Origin of the sequence: Mycobacterium sp. ELW1 (assembly GCF_008329905.1) — a bacterium.
In the GTDB taxonomy this organism is placed as follows: domain Bacteria; phylum Actinomycetota; class Actinomycetes; order Mycobacteriales; family Mycobacteriaceae; genus Mycobacterium.
Genome location: NZ_CP032155.1, coordinates 6,163,946 through 6,176,882, shown reverse-complemented (window position 1 = coordinate 6,176,882; position 12,937 = coordinate 6,163,946). Strand labels below are relative to the sequence as shown.

The 12,937-nt window shown below is 67.1% G+C and carries 11 protein-coding genes; 6 read left to right on the top strand and 5 right to left on the bottom strand.

What is annotated here, in order from left to right:
- Position 1: 1 nt before the first annotated feature.
- Entirely contained in the window at positions 2 to 949 is a 948-nt protein-coding gene (locus tag D3H54_RS29610) for an alpha/beta fold hydrolase (protein ID WP_149383202.1), read from the top strand.
- Here D3H54_RS29610 and D3H54_RS29605 read toward each other — a convergent pair.
- Entirely contained in the window at positions 946 to 1,575 is a 630-nt protein-coding gene (locus D3H54_RS29605) for a TetR-like C-terminal domain-containing protein (RefSeq protein WP_149383201.1), read from the bottom strand. The two genes, D3H54_RS29610 and D3H54_RS29605, sit on opposite strands and share 4 nt — an antisense overlap.
- Positions 1,576 to 1,620: 45 nt before the next feature.
- Here D3H54_RS29605 and D3H54_RS29600 point away from each other — a divergent pair, with 45 nt between their 5' ends.
- Genes D3H54_RS29600 through D3H54_RS29590 form a run of 3 tightly spaced genes read left to right on the top strand, consistent with a single transcriptional unit; the run spans position 1,621 to position 6,111 of the window.
- Complete coding sequence (locus tag D3H54_RS29600) at positions 1,621 to 2,748, top strand: Rv3169 family protein (protein ID WP_149383200.1); 1,128 nt, start codon at positions 1,621 to 1,623, stop codon at positions 2,746 to 2,748.
- Entirely contained in the window at positions 2,745 to 3,722 is a 978-nt protein-coding gene (locus D3H54_RS29595) for a TIGR03617 family F420-dependent LLM class oxidoreductase (protein WP_149383199.1), read from the top strand. Before D3H54_RS29600 ends, D3H54_RS29595 begins: the two co-directional genes overlap by 4 nt.
- 4 nt (positions 3,723 to 3,726) lie before the next feature.
- The gene (locus D3H54_RS29590) at positions 3,727 to 6,111 is read left to right on the top strand and encodes a PEP/pyruvate-binding domain-containing protein (RefSeq protein ID WP_149383198.1); all 2,385 of its coding nucleotides are present in this window, start codon (positions 3,727 to 3,729) and stop codon (positions 6,109 to 6,111) included.
- Between the two features lie 33 nt (positions 6,112 to 6,144).
- On the opposite strand, the gene mmuM is transcribed toward D3H54_RS29590, so the two are convergent.
- The 4 genes from mmuM to D3H54_RS29570 all read right to left on the bottom strand — a co-directional run bounded on the left by mmuM (position 6,145) and on the right by D3H54_RS29570 (position 11,838).
- A complete protein-coding gene (gene mmuM / locus D3H54_RS29585; RefSeq protein WP_149383197.1) occupies positions 6,145 to 7,053 on the bottom strand; it encodes a homocysteine S-methyltransferase in 909 nt (302 codons plus the stop codon).
- A gap of 68 nt (positions 7,054 to 7,121) precedes the next feature.
- Positions 7,122 to 7,616: a TspO/MBR family protein gene (locus D3H54_RS29580; protein WP_149383196.1), complete on the bottom strand. Its 495-nt coding sequence runs from the start codon at positions 7,614 to 7,616 to the stop codon at positions 7,122 to 7,124.
- Between the two features lie 40 nt (positions 7,617 to 7,656).
- Positions 7,657 to 9,795, bottom strand: a complete 2,139-nt coding sequence (locus D3H54_RS29575) for a DNA gyrase subunit A (protein ID WP_149383195.1) — start codon at positions 9,793 to 9,795, stop codon at positions 7,657 to 7,659.
- 9 nt (positions 9,796 to 9,804) lie between these two features.
- The gene (locus D3H54_RS29570) at positions 9,805 to 11,838 is read right to left on the bottom strand and encodes a toprim domain-containing protein (RefSeq protein WP_149383194.1); all 2,034 of its coding nucleotides are present in this window, start codon (positions 11,836 to 11,838) and stop codon (positions 9,805 to 9,807) included.
- Between the two features lie 188 nt (positions 11,839 to 12,026).
- Here D3H54_RS29570 and D3H54_RS29565 point away from each other — a divergent pair, with 188 nt between their 5' ends.
- Positions 12,027 to 12,464: a MarR family winged helix-turn-helix transcriptional regulator gene (locus tag D3H54_RS29565; protein ID WP_149383193.1), complete on the top strand. Its 438-nt coding sequence runs from the start codon at positions 12,027 to 12,029 to the stop codon at positions 12,462 to 12,464.
- Between the two features lie 122 nt (positions 12,465 to 12,586).
- Complete coding sequence (locus D3H54_RS29560; protein ID WP_286199339.1) at positions 12,587 to 12,934, top strand: DoxX family protein; 348 nt, start codon at positions 12,587 to 12,589, stop codon at positions 12,932 to 12,934.
- Positions 12,935 to 12,937: the final 3 nt, after the last annotated feature.

Genomic DNA, 12,937 nt, shown 5'->3' with positions numbered 1-12,937 from the left:
CATGACCGACGGAGCACCTCAACCCGCGTCGGGGCAGGGGCAGATCGGCGAGGTCCCCCCGCTCGATGTGGAAGGGTCTGGAATTCTTCCCCCGGTCGAGGACCGGGTGCGCCGACGGTTTGGGCTGCTCGAGCGGTTCGCGCCGTGGCTTGGATCACGGTGGGCAGTCGAGTTGTGGTGCACCCCACCGGTTCTCGAGTCGGCTATGCGCATGCCGCCGGGTGTGCCCCCCGGCAGGCCGGTGGAAGCGTTTTGGGATGGGCATCGAGTCGCCGGTGAGGAATGGGGCGAGGGGCCGCCGATCTATCTGGTGCACGGGTGGGGCGGGCAGCGCCCGCACCTGGCCATGTTCGTCAAACCGCTGGTGGAAGCCGGACACCGGGTCGTTGCGTTCGACCTGCCCAGCCACAACGAATCAGATCCCGGTGAGCTCGCTCCCGGACGGACCACAGCCACCGAGTGTGCCGACGCGATCGCGGCCATGATCGAGACCCATGGGCCGGCGCACGCGGTGGTGGCTCACTCATTGGGCGCGAACGCCACCGCATTGGCGGCGGCGCAGGGCGCACCGGTAGGACGTCTGGTCTTCTTCGCGCCGATGGCCGATTTCCCGCTCTATCTCGATCTGTTTGCCGCACGCCATGGCTTCGGTCGCCGCATCCGCGCGGGACTACACCGTCGTCTGGAACAACGCATCGCCATGCCCCTGCATGAGACCAATATGACCCGGGTCGGTCGACGAGCCAACTACCCTCCGCTGCTTCTCATCCACGATCCCGACGACCCGGACAGCCCGTATGTCGCCACCGAGCGACTGGCCGCGTCCTGGGACGGTGCGCGACTACTGACCACAAAAGGACTCGGCCGGCTGGCCCATTACCGAGTCCTGCGCCACCGCCCGGCGATCACCGCCGGGGTGGAGTTCATCGGCGAGCGAACGGACCGTTAGTCCGCGGTGCTCGAGCCGTCGGCAACCGAGGGCCAGCCCGAGCTGATCAAGTTGGTCACGTCGTCGACCCAGGCCGCGTCCAGCGGGGCGTCGTGGCGAATGATGATGCGGAAGATCGCACTGCCCACCACGACCTCGGCGAGCAGCGGTAGGTCACCGTCACCGGGCGATGGACTGTACTGCTGGTCGATTCGGGTTTGGAAACTGGTGAGACTGCTGGCGAACCGCGAGATCATCTTGCTGTGAACTTCCGGGTCGGCAACCGTATCGGCGATCAGCGCCGGTAGGGCGATCCGGACCTCGGGCCGGTCGAACATCGTGCGCGTCGCCTCCACCAGCGCTCGGATGTCCTCCACGACGTCACCGGAGGCGCTGGGCATCGCCATGATCTCGGCGGGCAATATCGCTTCGTGAACCAGCTGCGCCTTACCGGACCAGCGCCGGTAGATGGCGGCGGTGGTGGTCCCGGCCCGAGCGGCGATGGCCGACAGCGACAGAGCCGGATAACCCGTCTCGAGAAGTAGGTCGCGAGTCGCCCGGATGATCGCCGCGTCGATCTTCTCGTCACGAGGCCGCCCCGGCGACCGGGAGGGTCCCTTGTCATCGTCGGGCGGATCTGTTCTCATCATTTCCAATATAGCTCGCATCGTATCGTTATTAGGGAGAGCCCGTTGATCCTGAGCCCGCTCGACGAATACCCGATCCACCAGGCGCCGGTGCCGATGAGTGCTCCAGCGACCTCGGACCGCAACTTCTACGACCGCTCCTACTTCAACGTGCTCGACCGCGACGGCCGCTTCATGGCGCTGACAGGGATCGGCTACTACCCCCGACTTGGCGTCAAGGACGCCTACTTCCTGATCCGCCGCGGAGACACTCAGACCGCCGTCCGGTTCAGTGACGCGATCGACGATGATCGTCTCCACCAGAACGTCAACGGGTACCGGCTCGACGTCGTCGAGCCCCTGCAGGAACTGCACCTCACGGTCGCCGAAACCGAGGGCGTCTCGGCTGACCTCAGATGGCGCGGGTTGTTCCCCGCGGCGCTGGAGCATCCGCATCAGATGCACTCGGAGCGACGAGTGACGTTGCACGCGTGCCGGTTTGCCCAACTGGGCAGCTGGGAGGGATGGATCTACATCGACGGTGAACGGCTCAGTGTCGACGCGACGACCTCGGTGGGCAGCCGCGACCGGTCCTGGGGAATCCGGCCCATCGGCGAGCCCGAACCCGCCGGCCGACCGGACACCGCATTCGGCGGCATGTGGTGGCTGTACCTGCCGCTGGCCTTCGCCGACTACCAGATCTTCCTGATCATCCAGGAGGACCCGGACGGCCACCGCAGTCTCTACGACTGCAGCCGGCGCTGGCCCGACGGCAGGGTCGAACAGCTCGACGGCGTGCGCGCGACGATCCACTACACGCCCGGCACTCGAATCCCGCACGGCGCACACATCGAGATGATGACCCGCGACGGAAGCCGGTTGCAGCTCGATGTCGAGTCGAAGCTGTTCGCGCCCATCGCATTTGGGTCCGGCTACGGCGGGGACTCCACCTGGGCGCATGGCGCGTGGAAGGGCGGGCCGTCCGCCGAGCGCGTCTCCTACGACATGACCGACCCCGAGGTTCTCGCCCGGGCCCCGTTCAGTCTGATCGACCATGTGGGCCGGGCGGTCTGCACCGAACCCGACGGCAGCACACACCAGGGCGCGGGTCTGTTCGAGCACGCCGTCATCGGCCCGCACCACCCGTCGGGCCTGCACGACTGGACCGATGTTCAGGAAGCGGTTACGCCGTGAAGGTCATGACAGCCCTGTTCGGCCCCACTGATGCGGTGGAGCGCGCGGCCGTGCTCCGCGAAGCCGGAGCGTCCGGGGTGTTCACCTTCGAGGGGCCGCGGGAGGTCTTCACACCCCTGGTGCTGGCATCGACGGTCAAGGGCCTGGACCTGATGACGAACGTCGCGATTGCGTTCCCCCGCAACCCGATTCAGCTCGCACATGAGGCAAATGACCTGCAGGAGATTTCGGAGGGCCGGTTCATCCTCGGCCTCGGCACCCAGATCCGCGCGCAGATCGAGAAACGCTACGGCGCCCAGTTCGATCGACCGGTGGCGCGGATCAAGGAGATGGTCGGTGCACTGCGGGCGATCTTCGCCGCGTGGAACACCGGTGAGCGCCTCGACTTCCGCGGTGACTTCTACCGGCACACCCTGATGACGCCGACGTTCAACCCGGGCCCCAATCCCTTTGGGCCGCCGCCGATCTACCTCGGCGCGCTCGGCCCGCAGATGACCCGCGCGACGGCCGAAGTGGCCGACGGTCTGCTGGTGATGCCGTTCGGGTCCAAGCGGTTCCTGCACGAGAAGACCATGCCGGCCGTCCGTGCCGGGTTGGCCGCTGCCGGCCGCGACGCCGCCGACTTCGCGGTGGTACCCGAGATCATCGTTTCGGTGGGCGAGGATCACACGTCGACGCGGATGCTGCTGTCGTTCTACGGATCCACCCCGGCGTACCGCCCGGTGCTGGAGGCGCACGGCTGGGGCGATCTGCAGCCGGAACTCAACGCCATGTCCAAGCAAGGCCGATGGCAGGAGATGGCGACCTTGATCGACGACGAGATGCTGCACACGATTGCCGCATGCGGAACTCCGGCCGAGGTGGCCGCACACATCCGCGATCGTGTCGTCGGTGTTTCGGACCGGATCTGCCTGTATCAACCCGGACCCATCGATGCCGGGGCGCTTGCCGAGATCATCGACGCGTTGGGCTGACACTATGCACACCACCACGATCGAGTTCGCGGACATCATCGACGACCGGTTCGGCGGCAAAGCCCTGGGTCTGGCCGAGCTCACCCGGATCGGGCTTTCCGTCCCAACGGGTTTCGTCATCGCCAATGCCTCCCTGCTGCCCCTCCCGGACCCGGTGACGGACCGCTTCGCCCAGATGCAGGCGACGGGCGCCTGCCCGGTCGCCGTCAGGTCCTCGGCCACCGGAGAGGACGGCGCCGAGCAGTCGTTCGCCGGACAGTACGACACCGTCCTCGGGGTCGATTCGCTGGATGCGTTCGCCGCGGCCGTCCGCACATGTGCCGCCTCGGTCGGCTCCGAACGAGCGTCCTCCTATAGCGGCCACGATGCCGCCACCGGCGCGGTGACCATGCACGTTGTGGTCCAGCAGATGGTCGATGCACGTTCTGCCGGAGTGGTATTCACCGCGGACCCGACGACCGGCCGCCGGGATCTGATGGTCATTGACGCTATCGCCGGACTGGGTGAAGCACTCGTCGATGGATCTGCCGTCTCCGACCACCTCGTGCTGACCTCGGATGGCACCCAGGCCGTCCGCGACGTCGGGGAGAACCCCGTCCTGTCCGACGACGAGGTCGCGCAGATCCGCGCCGGTGCGCTGCGGGCATCCCGGCACTGGGGCCGGCCGATGGACCTGGAATGGGCGATCGACACCACCGGGCAGCTCAGATGGTTGCAGGCTCGGCCGATCACCACCCTGCCCGGGGACCTCAACGAAATGGACACCCCGCTGGCCGGCCCGTCCCACGTCTACACCCGATGCAACATCGGCGAGATGATGCCAGGGGCCTTCTGTCCGCTCACCGCGTCGGTATCGGGATACGCGATCGACTACGCCATGCAGACCACGCAGGTGGTGGCGCGGGCACAGGACAGCTACGCCACGCCCTGGCTTCAAGTCGGCTACTTCTACGGGCACATGTTCTTGAACATGACCGAAGGCACGGCACTGAGTTCGGGCATCCTCGGGAACTCGCTGGAGCAGTTCTCCATGTCGATCTGCGGGCGGGTGGTCGACGAACTCGAGCCCAAACCGCCAAAGCCGTTCATCCCCAAACTGATCAACACGATCCGGCTCAGCTCGCATGCGTTGTCCGCCGGTCCGGCTATCCGGCGGCTCGGCGACCAGATCGCCGCGTATCCGATTCCCACCAGTCGCGACGCCAAACACGTTCTGCAGCAACTGGAAGCGGGCGTCGAACTGTACTGCTACGTCACGCTGGTTCACGTGCGGTCGTCATCGCGAGCTGCGGTGGGCGCGAACATTCTGGAGAGCTACCTGGTGCGCAACGCCGTCAAGAACGGTCTCGATGAGCACGAGGGTCAAGCCGAGGCTGCTCGCCTGATGGCCGGTGCTGCCGACGTCGAGAGCGCCATGATGGTCGACGAGCTGCACGCGGTGGTGGGAAAGATCGCGGCCGACGACGCTACCGCCGAGCAGTTCCTGGCCGCGACGCCGTCGGAGGCGGTGATCGGCCTGTGTGGCGGGTCCAGCCGTGGGGGTGCGGCGTTGCGGCAGTTCCTGATTCGGCATGGCCACCGGGGATACCGCGAATTGTGCATGCGCGACCCCGCGTGGGCCGAGGACGCCGACGGACTCGGGTCGATGATGCAGGTCATGGTGCAGTCTGCCCGGAGTTCGGTTGGCGAGCAGTCACGGCGCACATCTGCCGATGCACCCCGGTCGCGGACAGTTCGGCTGCTGGCCCGCTTGGCTCAGGGCGGTGCCCGCGGGCGCGAGGAGACCAAGTCCAAGATGGCGCTGATGGCCCACCGCCTCAAGCTCGGATACCACCACCTGGGCCAGGTGCTGGCCGACTCCGGACGCCTTCCCGACGCGGACCTTGTCTTCTTCTTCGATCGGGCCGAGTTGCCATTGGTCGTCGGCGACGACGACATCGCCGACCTCGTGCACCGCGCGCAGCAGCGCCGCGATGCGTTGCCGTTTCAACAGGCACTGGAATTCGACGACGTGTCGGTGGGTCGGCCCACCCCTATCCTCGCGCGGGTTCAGGGTGCTCTCACCGACGATCAACTCACGGGGCGGCCGGCCAGCCGGGGAATCGCCGAAGGCACTGTGCGCGTGGCCAAGTCGATACACGATGCGCGCGATGTGCAGCGCGGCGAGATCCTCGTCGCACCGGTGACCGACGTCGGCTGGACACCGTACTTCACCGTGATCGCGGCCTTGGTCACCGACATCGGGAGCTCGGTGTCGCACGGCGCCGTCGTAGCGCGGGAGTACGGGCTACCGTGCGTGGTCAACACGTTGGTGGGTACCCAAGTGCTCAAGACCGGTGATCGAGTCAGAGTGGACGGCGACAAGGGGCTGATCACGCGGCTCCCGTAATCCCCGGCGTTTGTCGATGGCGCCGGCCTCGGCTCACGTTGAGGGAAAGTCACCGATTGCGGCCGCCATCGCGGCGATGTTTTCGGGGCGGACTCGGCAGCACCCGCCGGTGATCCTGGCTCCGGCCTCCACCCACTCGGTGGCCAGGTCGGTGTCCAAACCCGGCGATCCGACCCACACGCGCTTCTCGCCGTCCCACACCTCGCCGCTGTTGGGATAGACGATTACCGGCTTGCCGGTCACCCGGCGCGCGGTGGCCACGGCTTGCAGGATGTCGGCGGGTGCGCTGCAGTTGACGCCGACGGCGACGATTTCGGGCACGTCGGTGGCGACGGCGAACGCCTCCTCGAGCGGCTGTCCGGCCCGGGTCCGGTCACCGGCGATGGTGTAGCTCAGCCAGGCCGGAACTTTGAGTTCGTGGACCAACCCCACGAGTGCTTCGGCTTCGTCGCTGTCGGGAACCGTCTCCAACGCCAGCACGTCCGGATCGGCGCTGATGAGCACCTCCAGTCGTGGCCGGTGCCAGGCGGCCAGCTCGGCCACACTGAGTCCGTAGCGGCCGACGTATTCCTCGCCGTGGGCGAGCATCGCGCCGTAGGGCCCGACCGAGGCCGCCACCCATCCGGCGGGAGCTGACGAGTCGCGCGCGGTCCGGGCGAGTTCGATGCTGAGGCGTAGTAGCCGTTCGGCGGCGGCGCGGTCGATCCCGCGGTGGGCGAAACCTTCGAATGACGCCTGGTAGCTGGCGGTTGTCGCGAAGTGAGCGCCGGCGCGGAAGAACGACTCGTGCACCGCGACGATCTCCTCGGGAGCTTCGGCGAGCAACCGCGCCGACCACAGGTCGTCGGACAGGTCGTGGCCGCGGGCGTCGAGTTCGGTCGCGAGGCCGCCGTCGGCTATCAGCACACCCTCGGCGGGCAGGGTGAAACCCGAAGTAGTCATCGGGACACCGTAAGGGAGCCGACGCCCGATCGTGGCGGTGAGCTCGCCAGCCTCGATCCCGAGATCGGTCAGCTGTTCAGCGACCACACCGATGAGTTCAGGACCGTTGCGAAGAGGCTCCACGCGAAGTACGGGACAAGCAGCGCGGCCGCCGTGCGGTTGGCTTTCCAGAACAGCGCAAGGGTCGCGGCCAGGACCACGTCGAGCAGCACGATGTCCACCAGTGCCACACCACGCCAGCCGAGGCCGAAGAACAACGGTGACCAGACCAGATTCAGGACCAGTTGCGCGGCGTACAGGATGATCGCCGGGTTACCGAATCGGGGGTCGGCCCGCCACACGAGCCAGGCGGCGATCGCCATCAGCGCGTACAAGACGGTCCACACCGGTCCGAAAACATTGGGCGGCGGCGCCCAATCGGGTTGTACAAGCCGTCCGTACTGGCTCGCGGCACTGGCAGAGGCAAGCCCGCCCAGGGCCGCCACCGCGGCGACCGCGACGAGTGATACGACAAGCGCGGGGATATGCCGTGAGTGCGTCGTGGTCGGGATCCCCGAGGTCATCTGCGTCCATTTCTGTCGGAACCGCTGGCGTTACACGAGGTTAGTCCGCCGGTGTCACGTCGGTCCCGGATCCCTTGATCGACGCCTTCGCGCGACTCTCCGCACGCACCGCTCGCTTGCCCCGCACGTACCCGGTCGCCGAGATCGACGCCGACAGCAGGGCGTCCTCGCCCTTCACGAATGGATGGAAACCGACGCCGGCTCCGCCTCGGCCCTTCACCGGGATGTCAGCGACTTCAGTTACCTTCCAACTCTTTTCCGATGTCGACAGAATGGCTTCGCCGTTACCGCACGACACCGGCAAGGCGGCGATCACCTGGTCGCCGTCGCCGGCCAGCTTGATCCCGGCCACACCGTTGCCCGCGGCGCCCTGCGGATTCACCGCGGCCGGGTCGATCCGCAGCACCTTTCCTCGCCGGGTCACCAGCGCCAGGTGGTAGCCCGACGGGAGCACGCCCGAGCACAGCAGCCCGGTGATGTCCGGTGCCACCGGAATGTCGCGGGTCTTGTAGGGCAGACCGTTGCCGGTGGTGAATTTCACCCGCCCGTCGGTCCACACCGCCCAGCCGAGGCCGGAGGTGAGCAGCTCCCCGTGACTGTCGGAGAAGACCCCACGATCGTCCAATCGCCAGGCGGTATTCATCTTTCGCTCGCGAGGACTGTCGTCGTCTGCGGTCGAGGTCACCGGGGTGGCCTCGGCATCGAGGACGGTACGACGGTCGAACTCCGGGCCCTTGAACAGCTTCGCGGTCTCGACGAGTTCGGAATCGATGACCTTGCGGCGGGCGTCGGGATCCGACACCAGCTCGGTCAGCGCCGCGAACTCGGCATCGAGCTTCTCCGCTTCGGCACGCAGCTCGATGACGTCGAGCTTGGTGAGGCGGCGAAGTTGCAGGGCCAGAACGTAATCCGCTTGGACAGCGTCGATCGAGAACCGCTCCTGAAGTCCCTGGCGCGCCTCGTCGACGGTGTCGGAGCCGCGAATGACCGCGACGGCGGCGTCGATGTCCAGGTGGATCGTCATCAGGCCGGCGACCAGGTGCCGGCGCGCGGTCACCTTCTCCAGCCGGTACTCGCTGCGGTGCAGTACCACCGAGTCACGTAGATGCAGGAAGGCGGATATCAGTTCACGCACCGACCACCAGCGCGGCACCCGGTTCTCGTCGAGGGCGACCAGGCTGGCGGCGAATGTCGACTCCAGTGGGGTCAGGGCCAGCAGCTGTTCGCGAATGTCCTCGGCACTGTGGCCGCGCTTGGCGGTGACCACGATGCGCAGCCCGTTACGGCGATCGGTCAGGTCCGACATGTCGGCCACCCCGGACATCTCGCCCGACTCGACCAGGGCCCGGATCCGTTCCTGCACAGTGTTACTCGCGACACCGGGCGGAAGTTCGGTGATGACGCAGTTCTTGCCGTCCACGCTGATCGTGCCGCGCACCGTGAACGCGCCCCGGCCGGTGGTGATGTACTCGCGCAGTCCGGCGGTGCCGACGACGGTCGCGCCGCATCCCCAGTCAGGTCCGGGGATGAGTTTGACCAGCCTGTCGTCAGTCATGTTCGGTGTCTTCAACAATGCACGGCAGGCGGCCATGATCTCGCGGGGATTGTGCGCGGGCACCTTCGTGGCCCACCCTTCGGCGATGCCGACCGCGCCGTTGCACAGCAGCACCGGCCACTGGGCGGGCAGCATCGTCGGCTCGATCCATTCGCCGTCGAACGTCGCCACCATCGGCACCGCGTGGTCGTCGAGTTCTGCGGTCAGCGCCGCACCGGGCGCCGACAACCGCATCTCGGTGTAGCGGTCGGCGGCGGGGATGTCGCCCTGAATGCGGGGGAACGCGCCTTGTCCGTCAATGACTTTCACGCGCTGGAACTCGGCCGCCATCAGCGCCGCGGCGCCGTACATCGACGCACCGCCGTGGGGATGCAGGTTTCCGGTGACCGCCGAGCACACCTTCGAGGACTTCTGCGGCTTGTTGCCGGGCAGCAGCCTCGAGTCGTGCATCTGGTAGAGCAGACGTCGCTGGCCCGGCTTGAGCCCGTCGAACGCCGACGGGATGGCGCGGTCGCTGACGCTGTAGAGAGCGAACGTCAACTGGTAGTGGTTCCAGTACTCGTCGGCACTCTGGTCGAGCACCAGGTCGGCGTTCTGCTCTGGAATGTCCAGGGTGGCGGTCACGTGATACTCCTAGTCGAGGTCCAGCGCGGAGGTGTCGACACGGGCGGCCACATCGGCCATCCACGTGCGCCGTCCCTCGGGCGGTCCGCCGAACAACGTATGGTGCAGCTTCTTCTCGTCGTCATCGAGGTGGACCCGAATCACTGTGCGCCGCGCAGGATCCAGCACGGTGTTCCAGAAGTCGTCGGCGTCCATCTCGCCGAGACCCTTGTTGCGCTGCACCTCCACCCGCTTCCTGGAGGTGTCCTTCAACTTCGCGACAGCGGCATCGCGCTCGGATTCGTCCTGGCAGTAGATCCGCTCGTCGCCGTTTTTGACCACGAACAGTGGCGGCAGCGTCACGTAGACCATTCCGGCCTCGACGAGCGGGCGATAGAAGTCCAGGAACATCGAGATCAGGCTCGAGTTGATGTTGCCGCCATCGGGGTCGGCGTCGGAGGCGAACAGGATCCGGTCATAGCGGCATTGCTCGGGGTCGCAGTTGTCCCGAACCCCGCATCCCAGGATGCGTTCGATGGAGTCGAACTCGTCCTTGGCCCGGGCCTTGCTCAGAGCGAACCCGTAGACGTTGGGCGGCTTGCCTTTCAGTGGGAAAGCGGCCTGGAATGTCGCGTCACGTGCGGCTTTGATGGTGCCGAGCGCCGAGTCGCCCTCGCACAGGAACAGCTCCGCGCCGGAGCCGCGCCCGGTTTCCCTGCTGGGCAGCAGCTTCGGGGGCAGCGACAGATTCGTGCCCAGGCCCTTGGCTTTCGATGCCGCACGGGATCGGGCTTTGGCGCCTTCGGCACTGCGCCGCGCCCTGGCGAATTCGAGAGCCAGCTTCGTCCACAGCGACACCGCGTCGCCGTTGGCCGGGTTGGCCGCCCAGACCGTGACACTGCGCGCCACGTCCGGGGCCATCGCCAGGTTCAGCGACCGAGACGACACCGCCGTCTTGGCCTGGGAGTCCCATGACACGTCGGGGGCGCGGGTGTCGACGGCCAGTGCGGTGACCGCCGCGAAATCCTGTGGCTCCGGGCCTTCTTCGCCCTTGGCCAGGCCCAGATCGCGGATCCGGGATGCGCGGTCGGCCAGCGCCTCGGACACTCCCTTCATCGCCGCCGTCAGGTGCGACCCGCCACCCGGGGTGCGCACGGTGTTGCAGAACGCCGCCACTGTCGCGGGCTCGGCAGGGCCCGCCGTCAGCGACCACCGGAACGGTGTCGGGCCACGGCTGGTGGTGTATTCGCCCCGGCCCTCCACGACGGCCCGCACGGCGGGTGCCGGAGTGCCAGCGGCGGTACACATGAGGTCGAGCAAGGTGTCGGTACCCCAGGGACCGTCGAACGGCGCCAGCAGGGCCGGCGGGATCTCCTCGCCGGGCCACCCTTCGTCGACGACGATCAAGTGCACACCGGGCGACATCCGCGCCGCCGCGTGCGCGCGCAGCAGCACCTCGCCGATGTCAACGCGGGAATCGGGCACGACGGCCGAATCGAACAGGATGCGCACCTCGGTGCCCTGGGCGTCGGGCTTTCGGTTGCTGGTGCCGCGAAGTTTCTGTGTGTCGGAACGGGTGAACGGCGCATCCGGGTCGAAGTCTGTTCCCTCGAAAACGCCGGGATAGCCCCTGCCGAAGCTCTGCAGGTAGGTCTTTCCGGCCCGGCGTACCGAGACGTCGGTGCGCGCGGAGATGAAGACGGCTGCGGCCGCGCCGATTCCGTTCAGGCCGGCTCCGGTGCTGGTGGCGTCGGTGTGCGCGGAGAACTTTCCACCGGCCCGCGCGGTGCCCAGCGTCTTGACGATGCCGTTCTTTCCGGTCGTCGGGTCGGTGTCGACGGGCAGCCCGCGCCCGTCGTCGGCAACACTGACCGATCCGTCGGCGTGCAGCGTGATGGTGACCCGGGACCCGCCGTGGCTGGGATCAGCCACCTCTTCCACCGCGTTGTCGATCAGCTCGCGCAGAGCGGTGTTCAGAACGTCCAGACCGAGGTTGACCGCCGGCCGAAGGCGTGTGTGCTGGACATCGTCGAGCTCGGTGATGTCAGCGGCGGTGTAGCTCACGTCTGGCCCTTTCCTTGGATGCGTCGCCGGTGGAATCGTAAGCGGCCGGTACGACTTTCTCGTGCAGCCGCAAGGGTGGCCGTGCTTACAGCACGGCATCAGTCCAGTTCATGGGCATATTCAAGACGGCACAGCGGAACGACGCATTGAGTTGTGCACAATTAAATGGTGTGCGATATGGTGAGTGCATGCCCGCTCCGCGTCTCGACGAACAACTGTGCTTCGCGCTGTACTCGGCGTCGCGCGCGGTCACTGCCGCCTACCGCCCGATGCTGGATGAACTCGACCTGACCTATCCGCAATATCTGGTGCTGCTGGTGCTCTGGGAAGAGGAGCCGTGCACGGTGAGCCATCTCGGCGACCGGCTCCATCTCGATTCGGGCACCCTGTCGCCGCTGCTCAAACGTCTCGAATCGGCCGGCTTCGTGCGTCGGCAGCGCAGCACGACCGACGAGCGGCGCGTCGAGATCACCTTGACAGACAAGGGGCGCGCCCTCGAAGAGCGGGCGGCCTGCATTCCCGACCGGCTGTTGGGCTCCAACGATTCGGCCGCCGCGGATCTCGCGGCGTTGCGCGAGGCGCTGCACCTGATCACCGCGGACCTGCACGCCCGCACCACCAACTGATTTCTCCGACCCGAATCCGACGAAAGGCTTGACCCGTGTCCGTAGTGCCTCTGTCCGAATTGCCTCCGCCCCCGCCGACCACCCGTGCGCGGACCATCGCCCGCCTCGTCCTCGCGGGCGCGATGATCTTCGCCGGATTCAGCCACTTGTTCTGGGCCCGTGAGGAATTCCAGGCTCAGGTCCCGCGGTGGGTGCCGATGGACGCCGACGGTGTCGTGATGGCGTCCGGAGGTGTCGAGATCACGCTGGGAGTGGGGCTGGCCCTACTGAACCGGGACCGTGTGCTGGTGGGCAGACTGCTGGCGGCGTTCTTCATCCTGATCTTCCCGGGCAACATCGCGCAGTACGTCAACCACGCGGACGGCTTCGGGCTCAACAGCGACACCAGTCGCTTCGTGAGGCTTCTGTTCCAACCGGTGCTCATCGCGTGGGCGCTGTGGGCGACGGGAATTCCGCGCGGCAAGCGGTGACGG